The sequence below is a fragment of the Parafrankia elaeagni genome (assembly GCF_000374165.1).
Lineage (GTDB): Bacteria > Actinomycetota > Actinomycetes > Frankiales > Frankiaceae > Parafrankia > Parafrankia elaeagni.
Map to the genome: position 1 here is coordinate 161,184 of NZ_KB893739.1, position 25,397 is coordinate 186,580.

The 25,397-nt window shown below is 72.9% G+C and carries 25 protein-coding genes; 12 read left to right on the top strand and 13 right to left on the bottom strand.

Annotated elements, in window-relative coordinates; translation table 11 throughout:
• Positions 1-28: 28 nt before the first annotated feature.
• The 4 genes from B207_RS0120975 to B207_RS0120990 all read right to left on the bottom strand — a co-directional run bounded on the left by B207_RS0120975 (position 29) and on the right by B207_RS0120990 (position 4,937).
• Positions 29-904, bottom strand: coding sequence for a sugar phosphate isomerase/epimerase family protein (locus B207_RS0120975; RefSeq protein ID WP_407671440.1), 876 nt, complete (start codon positions 902-904; stop codon positions 29-31).
• A gap of 301 nt (positions 905-1,205) precedes the next feature.
• Positions 1,206-2,453 (bottom strand): Ppx/GppA phosphatase family protein, encoded by a 1,248-nt coding sequence (locus B207_RS34785; RefSeq protein WP_018638561.1) that lies wholly within the window; start codon positions 2,451-2,453, stop codon positions 1,206-1,208.
• Positions 2,454-2,731: 278 nt separating this feature from the next.
• Entirely contained in the window at positions 2,732-3,412 is a 681-nt protein-coding gene (locus B207_RS0120985) for a response regulator transcription factor (RefSeq protein WP_026311279.1), read from the bottom strand.
• Between the two features lie 160 nt (positions 3,413-3,572).
• Positions 3,573-4,937 (bottom strand): sensor histidine kinase, encoded by a 1,365-nt coding sequence (locus B207_RS0120990; RefSeq protein ID WP_407671441.1) that lies wholly within the window; start codon positions 4,935-4,937, stop codon positions 3,573-3,575.
• A gap of 423 nt (positions 4,938-5,360) precedes the next feature.
• Here B207_RS0120990 and phoU point away from each other — a divergent pair, with 423 nt between their 5' ends.
• Positions 5,361-6,005, top strand: a complete 645-nt coding sequence (gene phoU / locus B207_RS0120995) for a phosphate signaling complex protein PhoU (RefSeq protein ID WP_018638564.1) — start codon at positions 5,361-5,363, stop codon at positions 6,003-6,005.
• Between the two features lie 104 nt (positions 6,006-6,109).
• Here phoU and B207_RS0121000 read toward each other — a convergent pair whose 3' ends face one another.
• Positions 6,110-6,847, bottom strand: a complete 738-nt coding sequence (locus tag B207_RS0121000; RefSeq protein ID WP_018638565.1) for a phosphoglyceromutase — start codon at positions 6,845-6,847, stop codon at positions 6,110-6,112.
• Positions 6,848-7,276: 429 nt separating this feature from the next.
• Between B207_RS0121000 and B207_RS0121005 the strand changes: the two genes are divergently transcribed.
• Both B207_RS0121005 and ygfZ read left to right on the top strand, forming a co-directional pair.
• Positions 7,277-7,711 carry a Fur family transcriptional regulator gene (locus B207_RS0121005; protein ID WP_018638566.1) on the top strand — a complete coding sequence of 145 codons (435 nt, stop codon included), beginning with the start codon at positions 7,277-7,279 and terminating at the stop codon, positions 7,709-7,711.
• A gap of 7 nt (positions 7,712-7,718) precedes the next feature.
• Entirely contained in the window at positions 7,719-8,897 is a 1,179-nt protein-coding gene (ygfZ, locus tag B207_RS0121010) for a CAF17-like 4Fe-4S cluster assembly/insertion protein YgfZ (RefSeq protein WP_026311280.1), read from the top strand.
• 189 nt (positions 8,898-9,086) lie between these two features.
• Here ygfZ and B207_RS0121015 read toward each other — a convergent pair whose 3' ends face one another.
• The 5 genes from B207_RS0121015 to B207_RS34790 form a co-directional block, all read right to left on the bottom strand.
• Positions 9,087-10,436, bottom strand: a complete 1,350-nt coding sequence (locus B207_RS0121015; protein ID WP_018638568.1) for a hypothetical protein — start codon at positions 10,434-10,436, stop codon at positions 9,087-9,089.
• Positions 10,437-10,856: 420 nt separating this feature from the next.
• Complete coding sequence (locus B207_RS0121020) at positions 10,857-11,972, bottom strand: ABC transporter ATP-binding protein (protein ID WP_018638569.1); 1,116 nt, start codon at positions 11,970-11,972, stop codon at positions 10,857-10,859.
• 40 nt (positions 11,973-12,012) lie between these two features.
• On the bottom strand, positions 12,013-13,362 hold the full coding sequence (locus B207_RS0121025) for an extracellular solute-binding protein (protein ID WP_026311281.1): 1,350 nt from the start codon (positions 13,360-13,362) through the stop codon (positions 12,013-12,015).
• 105 nt (positions 13,363-13,467) lie between these two features.
• Positions 13,468-14,358, bottom strand: coding sequence for a carbohydrate ABC transporter permease (locus tag B207_RS0121030; RefSeq protein WP_018638571.1), 891 nt, complete (start codon positions 14,356-14,358; stop codon positions 13,468-13,470).
• Positions 14,355-15,332 carry a carbohydrate ABC transporter permease gene (locus tag B207_RS34790; protein WP_051102600.1) on the bottom strand — a complete coding sequence of 326 codons (978 nt, stop codon included), beginning with the start codon at positions 15,330-15,332 and terminating at the stop codon, positions 14,355-14,357. The genes B207_RS0121030 and B207_RS34790 overlap by 4 nt, the downstream gene beginning before the upstream one ends.
• A 320-nt stretch (positions 15,333-15,652) precedes the next feature.
• On the opposite strand from B207_RS34790, the gene B207_RS0121040 reads away from it, so the two are divergent.
• The 4 genes from B207_RS0121040 (at position 15,653) to B207_RS0121055 (ending at position 19,535) form a co-directional block, all read left to right on the top strand.
• On the top strand, positions 15,653-17,011 hold the full coding sequence (locus B207_RS0121040; RefSeq protein WP_018638573.1) for a DUF349 domain-containing protein: 1,359 nt from the start codon (positions 15,653-15,655) through the stop codon (positions 17,009-17,011).
• A 107-nt stretch (positions 17,012-17,118) separates the two neighbouring features.
• A complete protein-coding gene (locus B207_RS42595; RefSeq protein ID WP_154675510.1) occupies positions 17,119-17,976 on the top strand; it encodes a helix-turn-helix domain-containing protein in 858 nt (285 codons plus the stop codon).
• Between the two features lie 41 nt (positions 17,977-18,017).
• Entirely contained in the window at positions 18,018-18,485 is a 468-nt protein-coding gene (locus B207_RS0121050; protein ID WP_018638575.1) for a hypothetical protein, read from the top strand.
• Between the two features lie 129 nt (positions 18,486-18,614).
• Positions 18,615-19,535 (top strand): aldo/keto reductase, encoded by a 921-nt coding sequence (locus tag B207_RS0121055; protein ID WP_018638576.1) that lies wholly within the window; start codon positions 18,615-18,617, stop codon positions 19,533-19,535.
• Here the strand turns inward: B207_RS0121055 and B207_RS34800 are convergent.
• Positions 19,489-20,133 carry a DUF1269 domain-containing protein gene (locus B207_RS34800; protein WP_018638577.1) on the bottom strand — a complete coding sequence of 215 codons (645 nt, stop codon included), beginning with the start codon at positions 20,131-20,133 and terminating at the stop codon, positions 19,489-19,491. The two genes, B207_RS0121055 and B207_RS34800, sit on opposite strands and share 47 nt — an antisense overlap.
• Before the next feature lie 129 nt (positions 20,134-20,262).
• On the opposite strand from B207_RS34800, the gene B207_RS0121065 reads away from it, so the two are divergent.
• Entirely contained in the window at positions 20,263-20,784 is a 522-nt protein-coding gene (locus B207_RS0121065; RefSeq protein WP_018638578.1) for an O-acetyl-ADP-ribose deacetylase, read from the top strand.
• Here B207_RS0121065 and B207_RS0121070 read toward each other — a convergent pair.
• Complete coding sequence (locus B207_RS0121070) at positions 20,753-21,571, bottom strand: class I SAM-dependent methyltransferase (RefSeq protein WP_154675522.1); 819 nt, start codon at positions 21,569-21,571, stop codon at positions 20,753-20,755. The two genes, B207_RS0121065 and B207_RS0121070, sit on opposite strands and share 32 nt — an antisense overlap.
• Positions 21,572-21,785: 214 nt before the next feature.
• On the opposite strand from B207_RS0121070, the gene B207_RS0121075 reads away from it, so the two are divergent.
• Together B207_RS0121075 and B207_RS0121080 are read left to right on the top strand one after the other, a co-directional pair.
• Positions 21,786-23,165 carry a glycosyltransferase gene (locus B207_RS0121075; RefSeq protein WP_026311283.1) on the top strand — a complete coding sequence of 460 codons (1,380 nt, stop codon included), beginning with the start codon at positions 21,786-21,788 and terminating at the stop codon, positions 23,163-23,165.
• Positions 23,166-23,251: 86 nt separating this feature from the next.
• Positions 23,252-23,746, top strand: a complete 495-nt coding sequence (locus B207_RS0121080) for a type III secretion system chaperone family protein (RefSeq protein ID WP_018638581.1) — start codon at positions 23,252-23,254, stop codon at positions 23,744-23,746.
• A 13-nt stretch (positions 23,747-23,759) separates the two neighbouring features.
• Here the strand turns inward: B207_RS0121080 and B207_RS0121085 are convergent, their stop codons facing one another.
• Positions 23,760-24,344 (bottom strand): nitrobindin family protein, encoded by a 585-nt coding sequence (locus B207_RS0121085; RefSeq protein ID WP_018638582.1) that lies wholly within the window; start codon positions 24,342-24,344, stop codon positions 23,760-23,762.
• Between the two features lie 252 nt (positions 24,345-24,596).
• On the opposite strand from B207_RS0121085, the gene B207_RS0121095 reads away from it, so the two are divergent.
• On the top strand, positions 24,597-24,959 hold the full coding sequence (locus B207_RS0121095; RefSeq protein WP_018638584.1) for a DsrE family protein: 363 nt from the start codon (positions 24,597-24,599) through the stop codon (positions 24,957-24,959).
• A 183-nt stretch (positions 24,960-25,142) separates the two neighbouring features.
• On the top strand, positions 25,143-25,391 hold the full coding sequence (locus B207_RS0121100) for a hypothetical protein (RefSeq protein ID WP_018638585.1): 249 nt from the start codon (positions 25,143-25,145) through the stop codon (positions 25,389-25,391).
• The last annotated feature ends 6 nt before the right edge of the window (positions 25,392-25,397 follow it).

The window sequence follows — 25,397 nt, forward strand, 5'->3', positions numbered from 1 at the left end:
CGATAGTGGACCTATCCGGCGGCCCGCGTCACGTCGCCGACGGGACGCCGGCCGGGGCGGCCAGGTTGAGCCGGGTGAAGGCCAGTGCCTCCGCGAGGTCGGCCTCCCGCTGGTCACGCGACTCCGCCCGGCGGGTGTTGATCTCGACGACGACGGTGCCGTCGAAACCGTTCACGGCGAGCCGCTCCAGCAGCGCGGCGCACGGCTGCGTGCCGCGGCCGGGGACCAGGTGCTCGTCCTTGGCCAGCCCGGTGCCGTCGGCCATGTGGATGTGGGCGAGCCGGTCGCCGAGGTGGTCCGCCATCGCGATCGCATCCGACCGGGAGACGCTGGTGTGGGAGAGGTCGAGCGTGACGTGGCGGTAGTCGTCGTCGACGGGGGACCAGTCGGGCGCGTAGGCCGAGACCTCGCGGCCCCGCGCGCGCAGCGGGAACATGTTCTCCACCGCGAAGCGGACGTCGGTCTCCCCCGCCATCCGCTCGATGCCCGCGATGAACTCGCGGGCGTAGTCCCGCTGCCAGCGGAACGGCGGGTGCACGACGACCGTGGGCGCCTCGAGGGCCTCCGCCACGGTGCGCGCACGCTGCAGCTTGGCCCACGGGTCGGTACCCCACACCCGCTGCGTCAACAGCAGACACGGGGCGTGTATCGCCAGGATCGGGATGCCATGGTAATCACGGAGCCGCCGCAGCGCCTGCGGGTCCTGGCTGACCGGGTCCGTCCAGACCATGATCTCGACGCCGTCGTAGCCGAGCCGGGCCGCCATCTCGAACGAGGTGGCCGTCGACTCCGGGTACGTGGACGCCGTGGACAGCGCGATCAGCCCACCGGGCCCCGGCCGGGCGGCCGACCCGCCGGGCACCGGACCCGATCTCACACCTGGTGGCCCACCTGGCGTCCACATGCCTGACGTCGGAACACCTGGCGTCGGAACACCTGGCGTCGGACCTGATGTCACACCTGGCGTGGTCTCCTGCCGTGGCGTGACGAGGCCGGCTGGTGGCGCCGGCGGCGGGGTTGTCTCCGCCGTCGGTGCCACCGGCGCCGACCGCCTCCTGGCACCGCGTGGCTGCACGTCGACTCCCTGTCAGAACCTGGGCGCAGGCTGCCGGACGGCTCGCCGCACGGGGCCCGCCCCGGACCGGTGAGGAACCGGTCCCTCCATCCAGGCTAGGCCATACCCCGCGGACCGCCGTCGGTGAGAGTCATCCCCCCGCGACCGGCGGGAGCGCTCGCGGGCCGTCCAGGCCGGACGTCAGCAGGTCGAGCCGACGCAGGATCACCCCCTCGCGCAGGGCCCAGGGGCAGATCTCCACCTCGTCCAGGTTGAGCAGGTCAAGGGCCTCGGAGGCGACGACGGCACCGGCGATCAGCTGGCCGGCCCGCGACACCGACACCCCGGGCAGGGCCGCGCGTTCCGCCACCGACATCCGGCACACCCGGGCGGTGACGTCCACCAGGTCGGCCCGGCGCAGCACCCGCCGCACGTACGGGCCCCGCCCGTACGGCTCCGCGCCGGCGATCCGGGCCAGCGAGCGGAACGTCTTCGACGTCGCCACGGCCCGGGTCGGCTCCCCGACGCTGTAGAGCGAGCCGACGACCGGGGCGATCTGCGCGCGGACGTAGCGCCGCAGCTCGCTCAGCTCGGCCCGTTTGGGTGGGTCGTTCTCCCCCAGCCAGTTCCTGGCCAGCCGGCTCGCGCCGAGCGGTAGGGAGGCGACGACGTCCGGGTCCTCGTGCATGCCGGCGCCGATCTCCAGCGAGCCGCCGCCGATGTCGAGGGCGAGCAGGCGTCCCGCGCTCCAGCCCAACCACCGGCGGACCGCCAGGAAGGTGAGGCGCGCCTCGGCCTCGCCCGGCAGCACCGTGACCGACAGCCCGGTGTCGGCCCGCAGGCGGGCGAGGACGGCGTCCCCGTCCGGCGCCTCGCGGACCGCCGACGTGGCGAACGCCACAAGGTCGACCACATTCAGGTCCTGGGCGTGCGTCCGCAGCTCGTGGATGCAGTCGGTCAGCGCGCGTTCACCGTTGTCCGACAGACGGCCTTCGCTGTCGAGCAGCTCGACGAGCCGCAACGGCACCCGCACGCTCGCGGCCGGCTGCGGCTGGCCACCACGGTGCGCGTCGACCACCAGCAGGTGGACGGTGTTCGAGCCGATGTCGATGACGCCGAGTCGCATCGGGCCATGGGTGTGCGCGGACGCCCCCCGCGTGCTGGTCCTGTCCAACTCCCCCACCTGCCCCGCCTCGACCGCCTCGACCGCGTCGGGCTGCTTGGGGGCCGTGGCCGGAAAGTCGACCGGAACCGCGACCGGAACCACAGCCGGAACCGCGGCCGCGGCCGGGATCTCGGCGTCCGCCGCGGGCGCGCCCCAGCGCGGTTCCGGGGGCTCGGGCAGGTCGATGTCACCGGCGCCGGAACCCCGGCGGATCAGGGTGGGCCTCAACCGCACTGCCGACCACCTGCCCGGACAGCCATGGCCGCGGCGCCGCTGCAACCTGCGGCGCCGCTGCGATCCGCTGCCCCTCGACCCGCTGCCCCTCGACCCGTCACCCCACGACCTGCTGCCCCACGACCCTGTGCCACCGAGCTGGTCACCCCCTGTGTATGCCCTTGCCGGCGTCCCGTGACCAGTACGCCGCGCAGCGGGTCAGCCCCGGAATCCCGACCGCTCCGGGGCATCCGTCGACGGTAGTGCCGCTGCCGCGACCGCCCGGGAGAGGGAGGGGATCAGGGCTCGAACTTGTAACCAAGCCCACGTACGGTCACCAGATGGCGCGGCACCCCCGGCTCCGCCTCGATCTTGGTCCGTAGCCGCTTCACGTGGACGTCCAGCGTCTTGGTGTCTCCCACGTAGTCCGACCCCCAGACCCGGTCGATCAGCTGTCCGCGGGTGAGGACCCGGCCGGCGTTGCGCAGGAACATCTCCAGCAGCTCGAACTCCTTGAGCGGCAGCGCCACCTGGTCGCCGTCGACCGTCACGACGTGGCGCTCGACGTCCATCCGCACCCGGCCGACCTCCAGCGTGGTGTCGGAGACCTCCTCGGTCTCGACCCGGCGTCGCAGCACCGCGCGGATCCGCGCGACGAGCTCGCGCGCCGAGAACGGCTTGGTGACGTAGTCGTCCGCGCCCAGCTCGAGGCCGACCACCTTGTCGATCTCGCTGTCCCGCGCGGTGAGCATGATCACCGGGACGGTCGAGCGGGCCCGCAGGGTCCGGCAGACCTCGGTACCGGAAAGGCCCGGCAGCATCAGGTCGAGCAGGATGAGGTCGGCACCACGGCGGTCGAACTCGGCCAGCGCGCTCGGCCCGTCGCCGACGACCGCGACCTCGAAGCCCTCCCGCTCCAACATGAACGACAACGCATCGGAGAAGGACTCCTCGTCCTCGACCACGAGCAGCCTGGTCACCGTCACGCTCCCTGTCTTTGCTTTCCCTCGCCCACCGGGATCTCCGGGGACGACATCGACGTGCCACGCGGTGTCACGCCGCGCGGCGTCAGCCGTCGGAACGGCTCGGCGCCGGGAACAGGGGCCACCGCGAGAAGGCCGGCCGGAACCGGCAGTCAGGTCAGCCCGCGTTGCTGCCGCCGCCGCGACCGGCCGAGGAGACGTCCGGCGCCGCCGGCCGACCTGTCTGTGACGTCCGGTTGCTCCCGGACGGTCCGCGCACAGTGTCCAGCACCGCGGCGCCGCTGTACCCCGAATCAGCACGATCACTGTTACCGACGCGATCAGCGTTACCGAAGCGGTCAGCGCGCACCGCACGGTCGGAGCCGCCGCCGCGGGTCACGGGCTCGTCCACGCCGGACGGCAGCCGGAGCGTGAAGGTCGAGCCGCGGCCCTCCGCGCTCCACACACTCACCGAACCACCGTGATTGGTCGCGATGTGCTTGACGATCGCCAGACCGAGACCGGTTCCGCCGGTCGCCCGGGAACGGGCCGGGTCGGCCCGATAGAAACGCTCGAAAACCCTTTCGAGATCCTTCTCGGCAATGCCGATGCCTTCGTCGGCGACGGAGATCTCGATTGTTTCCGCCACCCGCCGGACACCGAGCACGACGCGGGTACCGCGGGGTGAGTAGCTGATCGCGTTGTCGAGCAGGTTGGCGACCGCGGTCACCAGCTGGCCCTCGTCGCCGCGCACCCGCAGCCCACCTGCGCCGATGACGGCTACGGAGATCTCCTGGGCCTGGGCGTTGAAGCGGTTCCGGTCGACAGCCTCGGCGAGGACGACGGACACCGGCACCGGCGCGAGCTCCGGCATGGGGTCGGCGCCCTGCAGCCGGGACAGGTCGATGATCTCCTGGACCAGGCGGGCCAGCCGGGCCGACTCGTGCGTCATCCGCGAGGCGAAGCGGCGGACCGCGACAGGGTCCTCGCTGGCCGCGCCCACCGCCTCCGCGAGGATGTGGAGTGCTCCGACGGGCGTCTTGAGCTCGTGGCTCACATTGGCGACGAAATCACGCCGCACGGCCTCGACCCGCCGGGAGTCGGTGATGTCGTCGAGGAGCACCGAGACGTACCCACTGTCGCCGAGCGGCCGCGCGTAGGCCCACACCGCGAGCGTGGTCTGGTCCGGTCGCGCCCTGGTGAGTGGCGGTTCCGGCACCGGCGGCAGATCGAGCTGGCGGTTGCGCTCCGCACCGGCCAGACGGCAGGCGATGACGAGGTCCGCCACCTCCATGACGCCGAGCCGGTCCCCGTCCACGACGCCCATCCGTCGCGCGGCCGAGTTGACCAGCACGACGACGTCCTCGGTGTCCACCACGACCAGCCCGGAGGGCAGCCCCGCGATGACCTGCCGGACAAGCGCGGGTGGCAGCGAGTGCGGGCCGGTCATCCCCGCCGCCATACGGCGCCCCGATGCCGGAGCCGAGCCGCTCCCCTCCGCCTGGTCGTCATGCAGGTCCTGGTCAGGCCGCTGCGCGGTCACCGTGTCCGCTCCCCGCCGGCCAGATCCGTGCCGGTCCGATCCGTGCCGGTCCGTTTCGCCGTGCCGGCCTGCCTCGCCGCTGCGCCACCCCACGCCACGACCGTTTCACAGTGACGGGCAGCACTATGGGGGGTGCCCGACCGGTCACCGGCAGCACAACCACCGGGAAACGAAAGATGACCAGGAGTCAGCACAACACCCGACCTGTCCGCCACGTGCCGAATGCTAGGCCCCACCAGGTCGTCCGCGCTTTGCCACGCAATGTTTCACCGCCGATGGTCGCCAGCTGTTCATCCGGCCTATCGTCGATGTTCACCGGGCGGCGACGGCTGCGCTTCATCGTCGGACGTCAACCCCCGAGGACCACCGAACGACTGTGATCGAATGGTGCTCCGAACCTCCCCGAGATGTAAGGAGCTGTCTGTGCGGGACGTCTTTCAGGAAGAACTGGAGAGCATCAACCGGTCACTCATAGAGATGACCAACATGGTTGCCTCCGCCATGGCCCGCGCCACGACCTCACTCCTCGACGCCGATCTGCAGCTGGCCGAGAACGTGATCAGCGCGGACGAGACCGTCGACCTGCTCCGCAACGAGATCGAGGAGCGCGCGTTCGATGTGATGGCGCGCCAGGCGCCGGTCGCGACCGACCTGCGGATGATGGTCACCACTCTGCGCATCGTGGCTGATCTGGAGCGGATGGGCGACCTCGCCCTCCACGTGGCCAAGGTCGCGCGCCGCCGCTACCCCGGGCGTGCGGTCCCGCCGGAGCTGCACTCCACGATCCTGCAGATGGGCCAGGTCGCCCAGCGCATCGTCGCCAAGGCCGGATCGGTGATCGCCAGCAGCGACGCCGAGCTCGCCAAGGAGCTCGAGGCCGACGACGACGCGATGGACAGCCTGCACCGCGCCCTGTTCCACGTGCTGATCGAGAAGCCCTGGACACACGGCATGGAGGCGGCGATCGACATCACCCTCTGCGGGCGCTACTACGAGCGGTACGCCGACCACGCCGTGTCGGTGGCCCGCCGGGTCATCTACCTGGTCACCGGAGAGAAGCCGGCCTGACCGAAACCGGCCTACCCGAAACCGGCCGTCAGCGAGGCTGAGCTGACCAGCCAGGGGCGGGCCAGCTCCGTAACCCTCCGATGCCTTCTGTCTTCTGCTGTTCGCTACTTCTTCTTTCCCTGCGCCGCGACCGCGGCGGCGGCGGCCTCGGCCGCGTCAGGGTCCAGATAGCCCGAGTCCACCACCTTCAGATCGTCGCCGAGCTCGTAGCGCAGCGGGATGCCGGTCGGGATGTTCAGGCCGGCGATGTCCGTGTCGGAGATCCCGTCCAGGTGCTTGACCAGCGCACGCAGCGAGTTGCCGTGCGCGGCGACCAGCACCGTCCGGCCGGCCCGCAGGTCCGGGACGATGGCGTCATACCAGTAGGGCAACATCCGGATCACAACGTCCCGCAGGCACTCGGTCAGCGGGATGACGTCGGGAGCCAGGTCGGCGTAGCGCTCGTCCACGCCGCTGGCCTGGCCCGGCTCGATGGGCGGGGGCGGGGTGTCGTAGGAGCGGCGCCAGAGCGTGAACTGCTCCTCGCCGAACTTCTCCAGCGTCTCGGCCTTGTTCAGCCCCTGCAGGCCGCCGTAGTGCCGTTCGTTCAACCGCCAGTGGCGCCGCACCGGCACCCAGCCGCGCCCGGCGGCGTCGAGGGCGAGCCAGGCGGTGCGGATCGCCCGGGTGAGCAGTGAGGTGTGCACGACATCCGGCAGCACCCCAACCTCCCGGAGCAGCTCACCGCCCCGCGTCGCCTCCTTGAGGCCCTTCTCGGAAAGATCGACGTCCACCCAGCCGGTGAACAGGTTCTCACGGTTCCACGTGCTCTCGCCGTGGCGGAGCAGGACGAGCGTCGGCATAGGTGAATCCTGCCCGCTCGGGCCGGTCCTCGGCCAGTGTCACGGCGTCGTCCCGCAACGCAAAACCCCCGGGTTTCCACTCTGCCTGGTAGGCGGAGTGGGCCGTCGGGACTGATCGACGGCACCCGGGGGCCCGGTAACTGCCTGGTTCTCGCCGGCGCCGGTGCCCGAGGGCCACCCGGCAAGGGTGAGGACCACGAGACCGGCTAGCGGACAGTCACCTCACGAGTCCTATGTGCATACAAAGCGCGGACCACCTCCCTTCTCGTGTACTGGGAACGCTACGCGCGCCATGGGGGGCGCCGCAATCTGTTTTTCGGCGGGCCACCCGCGTCACTCGTCACGGCCTGTTCGCGGTCGCCCGTTGTGGCCCGGTCGAACGGCAGCCGCATGGCACGGCAACCGCGCGGCACGGCCTAGACTCACTTCATGGCGGCCGACGTCGACAACTGGCACACCCGGCTGCGCGCGAGCGGGCACCGGCTCACGCCGCAACGGCAGCTCGTGCTGGAGGCCGTCGCGAAACTCGGGCACGCCACTCCGGAGGCGATCGTCCACGAGGTCCGGCAGACGGCGAGCGCGGTGAACATCTCCACCGTGTACCGCACCCTCGACCTGCTCGAGGAGCTCGAGCTTGTCTCCCACGCACATCTCGGGCACGGCGCGCCGACCTACCATGTCACCGGAGTTGATCCCCATGTGCACCTGGTCTGCGGCGCGTGCGGCGCAATCCAGGAGATCTCGCCGGAGCGGCTCGCCGGCATCGTCGGCGAGCTGCGCGCCGAGCTCGGCTTCGTGGTCGACATGGACCACCTGACACTGGCGGGCCGGTGTGCGGAGTGCCTGGCCCTCGGCCGGCGTTGAACCGGTCATGAGCACCGACACCGAGGCCCTCCGCACCGCTCCGGCCCCCTCCCCGCTGCTCGGGTGGCCGGGCGCCGTCGCCGCCGCCGAGCCGGATGCCCCGGTCGCGGCCCATTACGGCGACCCGCTGCGCGAGCAGCGCCTGGCCACGACCGGGGCCGCGCTGGTCGACCGTTCCAACCGCGAGGTGGTGCGGATCACCGGCCCGGACCGGCTGAGCTGGCTGCACAGCATCACCTCCCAGCACCTGTCCCAGCTCGCCCCGATGCGCGGTACCGAGGCGCTGGTGCTCTCCCCGCACGGCCACGTCGAACACCACCTCGTGCTCGCGGACGACGGCGCGGCCGTCTGGATCGACGTCGAGCCCACCACCTCCGGGCGGCTGCTGTCGTTCCTGAGGTCGATGCAGTTCATGCTCCGCGTCGAGCCGATCGAGGTGACCGACGGCGTCGCCGTGCTCTCGCTGGTCGGGCCGCGGGCGGACGAGGTCGCCGCCGCCGTGTTCGGCGCCGGTGCCGTCCCCGCTGCCGGGGGCGGAGCCGGCACGGCCACGGGTGCCGGTGCGGTGACCACCGGCCCCTACCCGGTCGGCCAGGCCGGGGCCGCGGGCGAGGGCCAGCGCCCGCTGCTGCGGCGGATGCCGTACGGCCTGGACCTGCTCGTGCCCCGTGCCGACCTCGCCGCCACCGCCGACCGGCTGCGGGCCGCCGGCACCACCCCCGCCGGCCTGGGCGCCTTCGATGCGCTGCGGATAGCCGACCGGCGGCCCCGGCTGAACCGGGAGACCGACCACCGCACGATCCCGCACGAGGTCGGCTGGCTGACGAACGCCGTTCACCTCGACAAGGGCTGCTACCGCGGCCAGGAGACCGTGGCACGGGTGCACAACCTCGGCCGCCCGCCCCGCCGCCTGGTGCTCCTGCACCTGGACGGCATGGTCGCGGCCCCGGGCTGCGCGGTCACCGCGGGCGGGCGGGCCGTCGGCTTCGTCGGCTCGTCCGAGATGCACCACGAGCTGGGCCCGATCGCGCTGGCCATGGTGAAGCGGTCGACCGACGCGGGCGTCCCACTGGTCGTGACGGATCCGGACGGGGCGCAGGTCGCGGCGACGATCGACCCCGAGGCGGAACTGGCCGCGCCGGCCCGGCCCGCCGGTCGACTGCACCGCCCGGGCACCGAGGGCTGACCTCGGGCCAGCCGGGCCCGCGGACAGGCCAGCCGGGCCCGCGGACAGGCCAGCCGGGCCCGCGGACAGGCCAGCCGGGCCCGCGGACAGGCCAGCCGGGCCCGCGGACAGGCCGGCCGGGCCAGTGGGAAGGGCGGCCAGGGCCAGCGGACGACCCGTCCACGGTCGGGTCGTCCGGGCCTGGACCGCTCAGGCGATCCGGGCGAGGGCCTGGTCCAGCTCCCGGGCGAACGAGGCCGACGAGTGTCGGCGCAGCCGGCGCCGGAGCTCGTCGGCCCGCCGGCTGTTGCGCTTCGACCGGGTCGACTCCAGCATCGGCAGGGCCTCCCGGGCGATCGAGCAGCCGGCGTCGAGGTTGCCGAGGTCCATCTGGACAGCCGCCCGCCGCAGCATGTAGGTGGCCCGGTCACGGGTCCGCTCGTTGGTGCGGATCGCCAGCGACCGCTCCAGCCACCGGTCGGCCTGCACGAGATGGCCGAGGTCGATGTAGCAGCTGCCGACCTGCGCCTGGTACTCCGCGTCGTCGAAGTAGGCCGACCAGGCCGGGTCCTCGGAGCGGGCCTCGACGAACGCCGCCTCGGCACAGGCCAGGGCCTGCGCGCACAGGCTGGACTCGCCGAGCGCCGCGTGGGCGCGGGCGCGGCGCATCTGCAGCATCGCCGCGACCCGCCCGCCCGCGCGCCGGGCGCTGGCGACGGCGGCCTCCGCCAGGTCGACGGCCTCCCGCGGGCGGGCGAAGTCGACGCACTGCAGGGACATGTTCTTCAGGACGTTGGCGCCGAGCATCCGGTCACCGGCCGCGTGCGCGGCGTGCAGGGCGGTCACCCAGTACCGCTGCGCCGCCGTCTGGTAGCCGGAGTCGAAGGAGACCCAGCCGGCGAAGCGGGCAAGCTCGGCGGCCACCAGGTGCAGGTGGCGGCCGATCGCCTCGGTGTAGGAGCCGCGCGCGAGCAGCTCGGCGACGACGCCCAGCTCGGCGTCGACGAGGCGGCGGACACTCTCGCCGCCGAGGCGCTCGTCCATCACCCGCAGGCCCGGGATGTTGTGCTCGATCCGGTTGACGATCTGCTCGTCCACCCGCCCGCCGGCGAGGGCCGCGTGCAGTCGTGCCGGCTCCAGGCTGAGCCACTCCGACGACAGCGCGGCGACGCCCGGCCCGGTGATGGTCAGGAAGCCGCGCCGGTCGGTCAGCGCGTCCTCGACGACGTCCATCAGCGCGGTGACGCTGCCGGTGGACGACCACGGGTACTCGGTGCGGACGGCGTCGCCCGTCGGGAGCCACGCCGGCCAGGGATGCGACTCGAGCCGGTCGGCCGGGACGCCGAGCTCGGCGGCGAGGGCCAGCTGGGAGACCCGGTCCGGCACCACCCCGCGGTGTTCCCAGCGCCAGACCTTCTGCCGTTCCGCGGCCATGTTCGCGACGCCGAGGTCTCGGGCACGCCGCGCGACGACGCGTGCCAGCCGTTGGTAGGACCACCCCCGCTGGGCGCGGACGAAGGCGAGTGGGTGGGTGCAGGCGTGGGCATTGTCCGTCAGCATCGGCGTATCTCCTCTGAGTCGCTGACACAGTCGATTGCGTGACCAGCTCGCAACGCTATGTCGCGACATCTTCGTGTCCCAGGCAAGAGGAGAGTGCGATGTGTGCGGAGAGGTAACGCACGGACCACTTCACAGCGCTGATTGCACGGTTCGCGCACCTACGCGCGTGCGACCATCCCCGGCATTGCCCCGCAGAAGCCAGATGCGGCACAGGAAGGGGCAAGCCCGGCAGTGTCACGCGGTCGGCCGACGCAGACCGCCAGCGGGAACCCCGTCCGGGTTACGCCGCGAATGCCCTGGAATGAGCATTCACCATCGGAGGCACGCCCGACCAGGGACCAAGGTCCATCGCTGCGCCCATGAGCAGACGCCGAAGCCAACAGCACACCTCCGGACCGAGACCGGACGCCGGGCCTGCGGTCAGGAGGGCTGGCGGGCCCGCGGGACAGTGAGCGCCCGGCCGTCCGGGCCGAAGCAGAGCAGCGCCGTCGCGGGCGCCGTCACCGTCACCGGTTCGTCGGGCACCACCGGGACGGCCGCGTCCACCCGGACGCCGATCATTCCCGCGGCCGTTCGCACGTACATGGTCCGCTCGGCCCCGAGGCGCTCGGCGACGACCACGTGCCCCTGCAGGCTGAACTCGCCGCCCGCGGAGGAGCCGCCCGTGCCACGGACGAGGCGCAGGTGCTCCGGCCGGACACCGACGGCGGTGGCGGTGGCCGGCGCCGGGGCGGCGAAGCCGGGGCCGCGCAGCCGGCCGTCCGACCAGACGCCCTCGAAGACGTTCATCGGCGGGCTGCCGACGAAGGTCGCCACGAAGCGGGTCGCCGGCAGGTCGTAGATCGCGTCCGGGGTCCCGATCTGTTCGATGGCCCCGTGGTTCATGACGGCGACCCGGTCGCCGACCGCCATCGCCTCGGCCTGGTCGTGCGTCACGAACACCGCGGTGGTGCCGAGCCGGCGGAGCAGGTCGACGATCTCCACCCGCAGCTCGACCCGCAGCTTCGCGTCCAGCCCGGACATCGGCTCGTCGAGGAGCACGACCCGGGCGCGGGTCGCGATCGCCCGGCCGATGGCCACCCGCTGGCGCTGCCCGCCGGACATCTGGGCCGGCCGCCGCCGGGCCAGGTCGGCGATGCCGAGCATCCGCAGGGTCTCGGCGGCGCGGTCGCGCGCGTCCGCCCGGGACATCCCGCGCCCGTACCGCAGGGCCAGCACCAGGTTGTCCGTCGCGGACAGGTGCGGGTAGAGGGCGAAGTGCTGGAAGACCATGGAGACGTCCCGCCGGTGCGGTGGGACGCCCACCTGGCTGCGATCGTCGAACCGCAGGTCGCCGGCGGTCGGCTGGTCGAGGCCGGCGACGATGCGCAGCAGCGTCGACTTTCCCGAACCGGACGGCCCCAGCAGCGCGACGATCTCGCCCGCGGCGATGGTGAGATCGACCCCGGCGAGGGCGTGCACCGGGCCGAAGGTCCGCCCGATGCCCACGGCCTCGATCCGCGCCCCCGCGACCGCGGTGACCTCGCCCGCCGTCACCGGGCCACGCCCGTCATCGGGCCACGCCCGTCATCGGAGCTCATCGGGTCAGTGCCTCCGCCTCGGCCTGGGCCGCGGCCAGGGTCTGGTCGATGTCAGCGCCACCCATGATCCGCACCACCTGGTCGGACATGGCCTGCGGCAGCTCGCCGCCACGCGCGCCGCCCCAGGAGGGGGGCGCCACCAGCGACGGTGCGAGGTCGTTGAACGCCCGGAGCTGAGGGTACTGCCGGTACAGCGGCTCCAGTCGGGCCAACGCCTCGGTGTCGACGGGCAGGTAGCTCAGCGATTCGGTGCTCGCCACGATGACGTCCGGTGCCAGCAGGGAGACGACCAGCTCGGTCGCCATCTCCCGCTGGCACTGGTCCTCGGCGAGCACGGTCAGCGCGTTCCCGCCGGCGACCGGCGCCTGGGTGCCGCCCGCCAGGGTGGGGAACGGCACCGCACCGGCACGGAACCCGCTCTCGCCCTGGTCCTGGATGAACCGCAGGCCGCCGGCGAGCGTCGCCACCGTCACCATCGTCATCGCGGTCTCCTTGCGGATCCCGAACCGGGGCAGCCCCTGGCTGGTCGGGTTGTCCGACTGTGGCCCGAAGCTCGCGACCCGAGCCAGGAACTGCGCGGCAGCCCGGGCCTGCGGGGTGTTCAGCCGCGGCCGGCCGGCGTCGTCCTGGAGGGGCGCGCCCCCCGACGAGGCGAGGTTGTTCAGCGCCCACTGCGCGAACCCCTGGCCGGTCGGAATGTCGATCGGCTGGATGTCCTGCCCGGAGGCGCGGATCTTCTCCGCCGCGGCGATCACACCGTCGGTCGTGGTCAGCGTCGCCGGGTCGACCCCGGCCGCCTCCAGGACGTCGAGGTTGTAGGCGAGCGCGAGCGTCGAGACCTGCTGGGGGATGCCGATCTGACGCCCGCCGACCTGGCCGAGCGGTGTCATCCGCTGGTCGTAGGACGCCCGCAGCAGGCGCGGGGACAGCTCCTGGGCGCCGAGCTGGGTGGCGAAGGTCGGCAGCACGTCGAAGCCGGCGACGGCGACGTCGGCCTGCTGGCCGGCGGACCGGTCCGCACTCAGCTGCTGGACCAGCGCCGTGTAGGTGGGCGCGGTGGCGACGATCTCCACGCTGAGGCCGGGATGCGCCTTCTCCAGGTAGGCCTTGCCGGACCGGGCCACGTCGTTCAGATTCGCCACCGCGTACATCCGCAGTGTCTTCACCTGGGCGGCGCACCGGGGCGAGGCCATCGCCCCGGCGACGTCGTCGACACCGGCGGTGGCCGGCCGGGCGGTCGGGCGCAGGCTCTCGGACGGGTCGGGCGTCGAACCGCCCCCACTGCACCCTGCCAGGGTGACCAGGGCTGCCGCGAGGGCCGCGGGCACTGCCCGCCGGACGGACACTGCCCGCCGGGCGGACACTGCCTGCCGGACGGACACTGCCCACCGGATACGGATCACGGTTTTTCCTCCCGACAGACCGGACCTGCGCACTCACTCATCGTCCCGTCAGTCCCCCTGACCGGTGCCCGAGATGCCGGCTGCCAGCCGGCGCTGGGCCACGATGAACACGAGCAGGGTCGGCAGGCTGATGATGAGTGATCCCGCGGCGAGCTGGGCGAAGTCGGGCAGGGCGGAGCTCCTGCTGGTCAGCCCGGCCAGGGCGAGCGGCGGGGTGGCGATGTCCGGCGACCGCGCCACGAGCAGCGGCCACAGGTACTCGTTGAACGAGAGCAGGAAGCTGAACACGCTCACGGTCGCGATCGCCGGGGCGCACAGCGGGACGACGACCCGGCGCAGGGTGCGCGGCGTCCCGAGACCGTCCATCCGCGCCGCCTCCAGCACCGACGCCGGGATCGTGGTCATGTACTGACGCAGCAGAAAGATCATCGCCGCGTGGGTCATGAACGGCAGCACCAGGCCGACGCGGGTGTCGGCAAGCCCGAGCGCCGAGATCGTCACGTAGTTCGGCACCGCCGTGACCTGCGGCGGGACGAGCAGCGTGGCAAGCACCACCCCGAAGAGCACCGACCGCCCGCGGAACGGCACCCAGGCGAACGCGTAGGCCGCCGGGATCGCCGTGAGCAGCTGGAGCGCCAGGATCGCGAGACTGACAGCCACACCGGTCAGCAGCGCCGGCCCGAGATCGGCCGCCCGCCAGGCGCTTTCGAAGGCCTGGAAGCTCACCGAGGAGGGGAGCGGGCTGGCCGACATCCCGAGCGCGTTCTGCGGCGGCCCGAGGGCCGTGCGCAGCATCCAGACGAACGGCAGAAGTGCCGTGGTGACACCCACTGCGAGAAACGCGAAACGCACCGTCCCGGACAGGGCCCGGGCCGGCCGCAGGCCTGCCCGGGCTCCACCGGAGGCCACCGGCGGCACGCTCTCCGCCGCCCCCGTCACCGCCGGGCTCCTTCCAGCGCGGGTGCTCCCCCGGCAGGCACCTCGTTGGCAGGCGTTGCCCCGGCAGGCGCGTCCGCGTCCTCGCGGGCCACCCGCAGGCGCCGGCCGAGCAGCGCACCGGCGGCACCGATGAGCACCACGGTGACCAGCAGCAGCAAAGCGATCATGGATGCGTAGCCGATCCGGAAGGAACCGGTGAAGCCGACCTGGTAGATGTAGTAGATGATCGTCGTGCTGGAGTCGAGCGGGCCGCCGTCGGTCAGCACCGCGACCGTCTCGAAGGTCTGCAGCGTCAGAACCGTGACGAAGACGGCGAGGAAGACGGTCGTCGGGCCCAGCAGCGGCAGCGTGATGTGGCGCAGCCGCGCCAGCCCGCGGACGCCGTCGACCTCCGCCGCCTCGTAGACGGAGGGCGGGATGGCGGTGAGCCCGGCGAGGTAGACCACGAACACGAAGCTCGTCAGCCGCCAACCCCCGACCAGCGCGACGACCGGCAGCGCCGTGTCACTGTCGCCCAGCCAGTTCTGCGGGTCGACACCCACGACTCCGACCAGGGTGTTCGCCAGGCCGTCCGGGCTGGCGTCGAAGATGTACCGGAAGACGACCGCCATGGCCACGATGTTCGCGCTTGCCGGCAGGAACAACGCGAAGCGGACCGCAGGCCGGCCGCGGGTGACGCTGTTCGCGGCCAGCGCGAGCAGCAGGCCGAGCACAACGGACGGAATGACCGTCAACAGGCAGTAGACGAGCGTGTTGCGGACGGCCCGGCCGAGATCCGGGTCGGACAGCGCCTCCCGCAGGTTCGCGGTGCCCACCCAGTGAAAGTCGACACCGGTGAGCTTCTTGTCCGTTCCCGCGACAAAGGCCGACACCGCAGCCGGCCCGATGACGAACACGCACAACCCGACCAGAGCCGGGGTCACCAGAGCGGCTGCGCGCCAGCCGTCACGCCCGGCCCTCGTACGCTCCGCCACGGTTACGCATCTTGGCCCCGCAGGGACGCGTACGCACGCACCGGGTGCGGGAAAAGGTGACCAGGCGGGTCATTTCCGAACCAATTGCTGGTGACCGTCCGGCGAGGTGCCGACGACGTGACGCTTCTCGCGACTGTGCCCCCCTCCGGCCCGCACCGCCGGGCCGGTACAGCCAGGCCGTCGGACAGTGGGCTGCGCTGCCGGGCGCCGCGCCGACGGACGGGCCACATCGGCGCACCGGGCACCCACCGGGGGGCCGCGGACTTCCCACCAGATCCGATACCCGCGGACGGTCCCCTTCCGGGCCGATGCCTGCAACAATGGCAGGCATCTTGATGTCGATCTTCGGGAACGCGATGAGTGACCGCAGCGACGGCGGACGCGACGACAGCGCACGCCTGGGCACCGGACCTGGCGGGTCTGCCCCCCGCCCCGACGGGAGCGGGCCTCCCAGCGCGCGCAGCGCCGGCCGGGAGAGCGACGACCAGCCCCCCTGGGGCCGGGTCTCCTCCGACGGCACGGTGTATCTGCGTACCGCTGACGGCGAGCGGGCCGTCGGCTCCTGGCGCGCGGGCGGCCCGGAGGAGGGCCTCGCCCACTTCCGGCGCCGGTACGACGATCTGGCCGCCGAGGTCGAGCTGCTGGAACGGCGGCTTACCGTCAGCGGTGTGGACCCGTCCGGCATCGCCGGCAGCGCACGCCGACTGCGTGAGGGCCTCTCCCAGGCCGCGGTCGTCGGTGATGTGGAGGCACTCGCCACCCGTCTCGACGCCGTCATGGCCGCGACGGACACCCGCCGCACCGAGCTGGCGGCCGAGCGCGCCCGCCGGGTGGCCGTCGCGGTCGCTGCCAAGGAGGAGCTGGTCACCGAGGCGGAGCAGCTCACCCGCAGCTCCGAGTGGAAGGCGACCAGCGAGCGCTTCCGCACGATCGGCGACGAGTTCCGCGCGATCACCGGGGTCGACAAGCGGACCGACTCGGCGCTGTGGCGGCGGATCGCCGCGGCGCGGGACGAGTTCACCCGCCGGCGTACCGCCCACTTCGCCGCCCTCGACACCCAGCGCTCCCGTTCCCGGGAGCGCAAGGAAGCGATCATCGCCGAGGCCGTCACTCTGTCGGACTCGTCCGACTGGGGCCCGACGACCGCGCGTTACCGGGCGCTCATGACCGAGTGGAAGTCGGCCGGCCGGGCCGCGAAGGACGTCGACGACGAGCTGTGGGCCCGTTTCCGTGCCGCGCAGGACGCCTTCTTCAGCCGGCGCAACGCCGTGAACGCCGAGCGCGACGCGGAGCTGCGGGAGAACCAGGCCCGCAAGGAGGAACTGCTCGCCGAAGCCACCGCGCTCGACCCGGCGGACGTCGAGCGGTCGCTGCGCCGCTACCGCGAGATCCAGGGCCGGTGGGACGCCATCGGGCACGTGCCCCGTGAGGTCGTGAACAGCCTGGAGCGTCAGCTCAGCTCGATCGGCGACAAGCTGCGCGAGGCCTCGGACGCCCGCTGGGACCAGCGCGAGATCAACGAGTCGCCGTTCCTGCGCCGACTGCGGGAATCGATCGCGAAGCTGGAGACGAAGCTGGAGCGGGCCCGGTCGAACGGGCGGGCCCGCGAGATCGCGGAGACCGAGACGGCGCTGGCGACCCAGCGGGCGTGGCTGGCCCAGGCCGAGAAACAGGGCTGACCGGGCACGCCCGGAACGCCCGGTGTGCTAACTGCCCGCTTGCCGAAGCTAGCATTGCGTCGTACGTTCGTCTGGTGATGCGGCGTACCTGCGGAGGTCGGTAACGGGTGGCAGCTATTCATGTGCGGGATGTCGGCGACTTCATCCGGGAGCAGCGTCGCGGCGCCCAGATCTCGCTGCGTCAGCTCGCCCGGCAGGCCGGGGTGAGCAACCCGTACCTGAGCCAGATCGAGCGCGGGCTGCGCCGGCCGTCGGCCGAGATCCTCCAGCAGATCGCGAAGGCGCTGCGGATCTCCGCGGAGGTCCTCTACGTGCAGGCCGGCATTCTGGAGGAACGTGAGGGCGGCGAGGACCTCCTCGCCGCCGTCCACGCCGACGACACCCTGACCGAGCGTCAGAAGCAGGTCATCGTCGACATCTACGACGCCTTCCGCCGGGAGAACGCGCTCGCCGGAGCGGGCTTGTCGGCACGCCCGGCCGCGATGCGGCCCGCGGGCACCGACGCCGGGCACGCCGACGAGCATCCCGTCATCGACGCGGAACCTCCCGCTGCCACGGAACCTCCCGCTGCTGCGGAGCCCGCCACTGCCGCGGAGCCCGCCGCCGAGGCGGATGCGGTTCCCGATGTCACCACCGCCCCGACTGCCCCAGCCGCCGCCGCGGGTTCCCCGGGCGGGGCGGGTGCGCGGCCGCGGGCCACCGGCACCCGGCGTGCCACCAGGTCCACGCGTTCACCGTCGAGGACCACGTCCACCAGCACCGGCGGAACGCCCAACGGCACAGCCGGGGCGACCGCGGGCGGAGGCGGCACGACCGCCGCGCCCAGGCGCACCGCCCGCAAGTCGGGGGACGGGCGCCGGGCGCCGCGTAGCAGCGGTACGAAGGCCGCCACGGAGCCCGGCGACGGCACGGCAGGGCCGGCCGCGCCGGCGCAGCCACCGTCCGCCGACGACGGCACCACCTGACCCAACACCGCCACAACCACCGGAGATCACTAGGAGATCACATGGCCACCGCCCGAACCAGCGCGAAGGCGAAGAGCGAAGCCGCGTCCACGTCCGACGTCCGCAAGCCGCTGTACGCCTCCGTGGGCGCCGCCGACCTCGCGGTCGAGAAGCTCCTGACGATCCCCGCGGCCTACGGGACGGAGGTCCGCCGCATCTCGGACCGGGTCAGCCAGATCCCGGCGCAGGCCGCACGGGTCCCCGTCCAGGTCAGCTCGGCAGTTCTCGCGCTGCCGGTCACGGTGGGCTCGCAGATCTCGGATCTGCAGGGCCGCGCGACCGACCTGTACAACTCCTTCGCGAGCCGCGGGGAGAAGCGGGTGGCGGGCATCCGGCGCAGCCCGGCGACGGAGGAGGCCGTGAAGCAGACGCGCACCGCGACCAGCAAGACGCGGGCCGCGCGCACCTCGACCCGCAAGGCGGCCAGTGCCACCGCCCGCGCCGTCAGCGACGCGACAACACCCCGCTGACGACGGAGCGACAACGAAACAACGCGCCGACTCCGCGCGTCGCGGGCCGGGCCCCTGGCAGGAACCGGCCCGCGACGCGCGTGTTGTTATCAGGGCATGCGTTATCGCCCCCTGGGATCTTCGGGTCTGATGGTCTCCGTCGTCGGGCTCGGCTGCAACAACTTCGGCTCGCGGGTGGACCTGGCCGGTACCCGCTCCGTCGTCGACGCCGCCCTGGACGCCGGCATCAACTTCTTCGACACCGCCGACACCTACGGGAACAAGGGCGGCTCGGAGACCCTGCTGGGGCATGTGCTGCGCGGCCGCCGCGACGAGGTCGTCCTCGCCACCAAGGTGGGTAACGACATGGGCGGCATGTACGGCCAGGACTTCAACGCGCGCGCCTCGCGCCGCTACATCCGCAAGGCCGTCGAGGGGTCGCTCAGCCGCCTGCAGACCGACTACCTCGATCTCTACCAGCTACACAACCTCGACGCGTTCACCCCGATCGAGGAGACGCTGGAGGCGCTCGGCGAGCTCGTCCAGGAGGGCAAGGTCCGCTACGTCGGCTCGTGCAACCTCGACGCCTGGCAGGTGTCGGACGCCGAGTGGACCGCCCGCGCGTCCGGGACGACCCGCTTCATCTCGGCCCAGAACCACTACAACCTGCTCACCCGGGACGTCGAGGCCGAGCTCGTCCCCGCCACGCTCAAGTACGGCATCGGGGTGATCCCGTACTTCCCGCTGGCCAACGGTGTCCTGAGCGGCAAGTACCAGCGCGACGAGGTCCCCCCGCCCGGCACGCGGCTCGCCGGACGGCAGGACGAGCTCACCGACGAGCTGTTCGACCGGATCGAGACGCTCGAGACCTTCGCCCGGGAGCGGGACCGCTCACTGCTCGACGTCGCGATCGGCGGGCTCGCCGCCCAGCCCGCGGTGGCCTCGGTGATCGCCGGCGCGACGAGCGCGGCGCAGGTGCGGGCGAACGCGGCCGCCGGTCAGTGGCAGCCGCGCCCGGACGACCTCAGCGTCCTCGACAAGATCGCCCCCACCCGCCGCCCGCTCGCCTGACTCCCGCGGCGGTCTGGCTCCCGGGGTCCCGGGGTCCCGGGGTCCCGGCTCGACGCTCGGCCTCGGTCCGGCGCTCGGCTTCGGGTCCGCGCTCGGTCCGGAGTTCCTGGCCGCGCAGCGCGCGGATCAGCGCCTCCTCACGGTCCCGGGGCATCGAGGTTCTGATCACCATCGGCTGGTAGTGCCGCAGGGCTTCGACGACACCCGGCTGTGACCCGCTGACCAGGACGAAGACGGCGGCACGACCGGGCTGCAGACATCCAGCGACGCGCCGCACCATGGCGGTGTCCATCGTCTCGCCCGCGACCAGGCGGCCGGTGACGGCGCCGCCCGCCGCGCCGACCAGCAGGCCCGCCACCGGCGCCAGGAAGGCGGCGCCGACCGCGGCGCCACAGACCGCTCCGCTGACGGCCGCGGGTCTCAACCGGCTGGCCGGATGCCGCACCCGGACCCGGCCCGCCTCGTCGCGCCAGGCGACGGCCTCGTCCGCGAGCTCGATCATGCCCGCCCGCGACAGCCTGCGGCCCAGCTGCCGGACCCGCTCCGCCTGGTTCCTGCTGCCGAACCCGAGCACGACAAGTTCTGCCACGTCCCCCATCGCATCGCAGACAGCTGACCGCTGGCAAACCGACAGGCCACACCGACCGACAGGCCACACCGACAGGCCAGGCCGGCAGGCCAGGCCGAACGGCCACGCGCCCCGCGGGCCCCTCGGTACAGTGGCCGCATGATCACCGTCCGGCTCGTCCAGGGTGACATCACCGACCAGGAGGTGGACGCCGTCGTCAACGCCGCGAACTCGTCGCTGCTCAGCGGGGGCGGGGTCGACGGCGCGATCCACGCCGCCGGTGGTCCGGAGATCCTCGCGGCCTGCCGCGAACTGCGCGCCACCACGCTCCCCGGTGGCCTGCCGACCGGCGAGGCGGTCGCCACCACGGCCGGGCGCCTGCGGGCCCGCCACGTGATCCACGTCGTCGGTCCGGTGTACACCACCGGGGAGGGCCGGTCCGGGCTGCTCCGCTCGTGCTACACGCGGGCCCTCGCGGTGGCGGACGAGCTGGGTGCCCGAAGCCTCGCCCTGCCCGCGGTCAGCGCCGGCGTCTACGGCTGGCCGGCCCGCGACGCCGCCGACCTCGCGCTCGACGCCGTCCTGACCACCACCACCGCCGTCACGGAGGCCAGGTTCGTCCTGTTCGACCGGCGCATGCTGGACGTCTTCACCGAGGCCCTGGTGGCCAGGCGACGGTGAGCTCCCCCAGCCGCCACCGGCGCGGGCCGTCGAGGACGGGCCAACCCTCCCGCCGCAGCAGCGCGGCGGCGGCGATCCAGCGCTGGCGCGGTCCGAACGTCCCCCGCGGTGCCGCTCGCTCCCAGGCCAGGTCGAACGCGGCGAGCAGCGCGTGGACGTCCTCACCGGGCACGTTGCGGGCGATCAGCGCCTTGGGCAGCCGCGGCGCCAGGTCGGAGGGGCGGAGCAGGCTCGGCAGGTGCGCCGAGAACGTCAGGGTCGCCGGGACCCCGCCCGCCCCGAGGGCGAACCAGCAGGCCCGGCGGCCGATCTCGTCGCAGGTGCCCTCGACCAGCATCCCGCCGGTCGACAGCCGTCCCGCCATGGCCGCCCAGGCCGATCCCACAGCCCGCTCGTCGTACTGACGCAGCACGTTCATCGCCCGGATCACGACCGGGCGGTGCCCGGCCAGCTCGAACCCGCCGAGGGCGAACAGCAGCCCGGGCGGGCGGGCGGCAGCCTGCGCGACGACGACCCGTTCGGGGGCGAGCTCGAGGCCGACGACCCGCACGTCGGGCCGCACCGGGCGCAGCCGTTCGTACATCTCGACCGTGGTGACCGGTGATGCCCCGAAGCCGACGTCCACGACCAGCGGGTCGGCGGCGCGGCGCAGCGGCGACCAGGCTGCGGCGGCCAGCCACCGGTCGACCCGCCGCAGCCGGTTGGGTGCCGTGGTGCCCCTGGTGGGCACCCCCAGCGCCCGCGCCCGGCCGGCGGCAAGGCGGGGTCGACGCCGCGCCACTGTCACTCCGCTCACACCCTCCGCAAAACACCGGCCGCGAATCCCCTGGTCACGCAGGGTCGGTCGGAATGGCACCCACTCGGCGCGGGCACAAACAGCTGGTGTCGAGTGTGCCGGGCGGGCATAGGACGGACACCGCCCGACGTTGTCGACGTTGGCGACGACTGTCACGTCCGGTTCATATTGGTCTGTCGCGTCGGTCCCGTTCTGGAGGTGGTTGGTGCACCTGGTCGATGGCATGCCGCCGGCCCGTGGTGAGGGCGTCCGGCCGAGGAGGCCGTCGCGGGTGGCGATGCTCTCGATGCACACGTCACCGCTGGAACAGCCGGGAACCGGTGATGCGGGCGGAATGAACGTCTACATCATCGAACTCGCGCGCCAGCTCGCCGCTCTCGGTACCGAGGTCGAGGTGTTCACCCGTGCCGTGAGCAGCCGTCTCCCACCCACCGCGGAGATCGTTCCTGGTGTGACGGTACGCCACGTCCCGGCCGGCCCGTACGAGGACATCGGCCGCGCCGAGCTCCCCGCCTGGCTGTGCGCGTTCACGGCGGACGTCCTGCGCACCGAGGCCGGGTACGAGGCCGGCTGGTTCGACGTCGTCCACTCGCACTACTGGCTTTCCGGGCAGGTCGGCCGTTCGGTGGCCCGGCGGTGGGGCGTCCCGCTGGTGCACACCTCGCACACCCTGGCGAAGGTCAAGAACGCCTCGCTCGCGGACGGCGACCGCCCGGAACCCGACCTGCGGCTTCGCGGCGAGCAGGCGGTGATCGACAGCGCCAGCCGCCTCATCGCCTCGACGCAGACCGAGCGCCGGCACCTGACCGATCTCTACGGCGCCGCGCCGAGCCAGGTGGACGTCGTCGCCCCCGGCGTCGACCTGGACGTCTTCCGCCCCGACGGGCCCCGGCCGCCCGGCGGAGACGACAGGGGCTCGTCGGACGGCGGGCCCGACCGCGAGCCGGACGGTGGAGCGCGGGCCGCCCGCGCGCGGCTGGGTTTCGACCCCGACACCCAGATCCTGCTGTTCGTCGGGCGGATCCAGCCGCTGAAGGCACCGGACGTCCTGCTCGCCGCCGCGGCCGACCTCGTCCGCCGCGACCCGCGCCGCCGCGGGCGGCTCGCGGTCGTCGTCGTGGGCGGGCCCAGCGGCTCCGGCCTCGAACGCCCCGACTCCCTGGTCAAGCTCGCCGCGGAACTCGGCATCGCCGACATCGTCCACTTCCAGCCCCCGGTCCCGCAGGAGCAGCTCGCCGACTGGTACCGGGCGGCCACCGCGGTCGTCGTGCCCAGCCACAGCGAGAGCTTCGGCCTGGTCGCGGTGGAGGCTCAGGCTTGCGGCACCCCGGTTGTCGCCGCCGCTGTCGGCGGGCTGTGCACCGCCGTCGAGCACGGGACGTCCGGTGTCCTCGTCCACGGCTGGAACCCGGCGGACTACGCCGACGCGCTGGAACGCATCCTCACCGAGGAGCGGTGGCGGCGGCACCTGTCAGCCGGTGCCCGGGCACGGGCCGCCGGTTTCGGTTGGAGCGCCACCGCCCGGGGCGTCCTCGCGAGCTACCAGGCGGCGGCCACGGCTGTGCCGAGGGCGCTGGCCGGCTAACGTCAGCGATGGGGCCGCCGGCCCCACCGCCCGCTGCCCGCCACCCGCCGGCTTGACCCGCACCGCATCCGGGGAGATCCCTGCCCATGACGGCACCCATAGACGTTTCCGAACGTACCCGGCTCGACGACGTGATCAGGGCCGCGCTGGACGATCTCGGCGTGTCCTACGAGCACGCCGACACCGGTGCCTTCCTGGTGGCCCTGGAGGGCGAGCACAAGCTGCGCACCATGACCTGGCTGGTGGTGCAGGACCACACCCTGCTCGTGGAGGCGTTCTTCATGCGGGCCCCGGCGGAGAACGCCGCCGGCACCTACGGCTTCCTGCTGGGCCGCAACGCGCGCACCTACGGAGTGCACTTCTCCATCGACCGGGTGGGCGACATCTTCCTGACCGGGCAGGTCCCGCTCACGGCGGTCAGCGCCGAGGAGATCGACCGGCTGCTGGGCTGCGTCGGCTCGTACGCCGACGACAACTTCGACCCGGCCATCGCGCTCGGCTTCGCCGGCGCCATCGAGCGTGAGCGGGCGTGGCGGGCCAAGCTCGCCGCCGACGCGGGCAGCGCCGCCCGCCCCACCTGAGTCCGGGCCGCGCTCAGCCCTTGACCCGCTGCAGGCGGGCCGACAGGTGCGACTGCAGCGGCCTGCCGCCGGCCTCCATGTCGATCGCGTAGGCCAGGTCACCACCCTCGACCAGGCCGTACAGCCGTACCGACCGGGTGACCTCCCGAGCGGTGGCCGTCCTGATCAGGACGTTCGAGTCAAGGTCGATCCGGGTGCCGGCGACCGTTCCGACATAGAGCTCGGCGATGCCGAACGGGTGCGCCAGCGTCACCTCGACGACCGGGCGGCGATCGGCGCCGCCGTCCGGTCCGGGATCGCCGGACGGCGGCTGCACCCGCCAGAACCCGGTCTCGGTGGCGAGCGGGCTGCCCGGCTCGCGCCCGTCCCGCGGCTCGTCGGCCCACCAGGTGTGCGACACGTAGCCCAGCGCCGGACGCCCGTCGGCGGCGAAGGTGATCTCCTGCCCGTAGCGGAACGACTCCAGGCCCTCGTAGCCTCCGACGCCCTCGCCACGCCAGGTGCCGACCAGGAAAGCCAGCGGCAGCAGGCTCGCGTGCAGGTCGGGCGGGGGCGCCGCCGCAACCGTGCCCGTGTCGCCGCTCCGGTCCGTTCCCATCGGTGCTCCGCTCCTCGCCCGCCGGCTCAGCGCCGGCCCCCGTACAACTTGTAGACCGCGTAGCCGGAGAACCAGGCGATGAGCATCGCCATTGCCACCAGCAGGCCGCTCATGAAGTAGTGCAGCACGGAGCACAGCCTAGGACGACCACGGCCGCGTTCTGCCGCCACCGTCCCGGAAGTGCCCGGCCGGGCAGGTCCGTCGCGGGTGGGCCCGGCCGCACGACGCGCGTGGGACGGGCACACTGGGCGCGTGACACGATCGCTTGTCGTCAAGGTGACCGCCGGCTCCGACGCCCCGGAGCGCTGCTCCCAGGCCTTCACCGTGGCCTCCATCGCCGTGGCCTCGGGGGTGGACGTCTCCCTGTGGCTCACCGGCGAATCCGCCTGGTTCGCTCTCCCCGGCCGGGCCGCCGAGTTCACGCTGCCGGAGTCGGCCCCGCTCACCGACCTGCTCGACGCCGTCCTGGCCGGCGGCCGGGTCACGCTCTGCACGCAGTGCGCCGCGCGGCGCTCGATCGGCCCGGACGACGTGATCGAGGGCGTGCGCATCGCCGGTGCGGCGGTGTTCGTCAGCGAGGCACTAGCCGACGGCGCCCAGGCACTCGTGTACTGACATCAGCCGGACACCACACTTCACCCGGACATCACTCCGGTCACCCGGACATCACTCCGGGTTGCACACACCCGACGCACATGCGCGAAGCGCGGGACGTCCTGCTGCACGTACACAGCGGACCACTGACAGCACACGACCTGGCACGTTCTCCCGGCCATCGGGATGCGCTTTCATGATCGCATGATGCCGGAGTCCGAGATGCTCTTCGCCGTGGTGCAGTTCGAGGGAGCGGGCCGGCGCACGGTCCGCCGGGTGGTCGCACCGTTTCCGGACCGCAGCGCCGCGGCGACCTACGCCACCGACAACGACCTGCGGCACTTCACCGTGGGCCCGATGGCCTTCGCTGTCCCCACCAGCATTCCGTTCGACGTGGCGGCCGGCGCCGCCCCCGCCGGCGACCTGCCCGCCCCCCGGGAGGCACCGCGGTAGATCCGG

Bases quoted from the DNA above. Each gene is read 5' to 3' on its own strand.
- B207_RS0121065 (WP_018638578.1), top strand. From the start codon at position 20,263: ATGATCACCGTCCGGCTCGTCCAGGGTGACATCACCGACCAGGAGGTG.
- B207_RS0120975 (WP_407671440.1), bottom strand. From the start codon at position 904: ATGTGGACGCCAGGTGGGCCACCAGGTGTGAGATCGGGTCCGGTGCCC.
- B207_RS0121000 (WP_018638565.1), bottom strand. From the start codon at position 6,847: ATGCCGACGCTCGTCCTGCTCCGCCACGGCGAGAGCACGTGGAACCGT.
- B207_RS0121080 (WP_018638581.1), top strand. From the start codon at position 23,252: ATGACGGCACCCATAGACGTTTCCGAACGTACCCGGCTCGACGACGTG.
- B207_RS0121015 (WP_018638568.1), bottom strand. From the start codon at position 10,436: ATGCTGACGGACAATGCCCACGCCTGCACCCACCCACTCGCCTTCGTC.
- B207_RS0121040 (WP_018638573.1), top strand. From the start codon at position 15,653: ATGGCAGGCATCTTGATGTCGATCTTCGGGAACGCGATGAGTGACCGC.
- B207_RS34800 (WP_018638577.1), bottom strand. From the start codon at position 20,133: ATGGGGGACGTGGCAGAACTTGTCGTGCTCGGGTTCGGCAGCAGGAAC.
- B207_RS0121085 (WP_018638582.1), bottom strand. From the start codon at position 24,344: ATGGGAACGGACCGGAGCGGCGACACGGGCACGGTTGCGGCGGCGCCC.
- B207_RS0121005 (WP_018638566.1), top strand. From the start codon at position 7,277: ATGGCGGCCGACGTCGACAACTGGCACACCCGGCTGCGCGCGAGCGGG.
- B207_RS0121100 (WP_018638585.1), top strand. From the start codon at position 25,143: ATGATGCCGGAGTCCGAGATGCTCTTCGCCGTGGTGCAGTTCGAGGGA.
- B207_RS0121055 (WP_018638576.1), top strand. From the start codon at position 18,615: ATGGTCTCCGTCGTCGGGCTCGGCTGCAACAACTTCGGCTCGCGGGTG.
- ygfZ (WP_026311280.1), top strand. From the start codon at position 7,719: ATGAGCACCGACACCGAGGCCCTCCGCACCGCTCCGGCCCCCTCCCCG.
- B207_RS0121050 (WP_018638575.1), top strand. From the start codon at position 18,018: ATGGCCACCGCCCGAACCAGCGCGAAGGCGAAGAGCGAAGCCGCGTCC.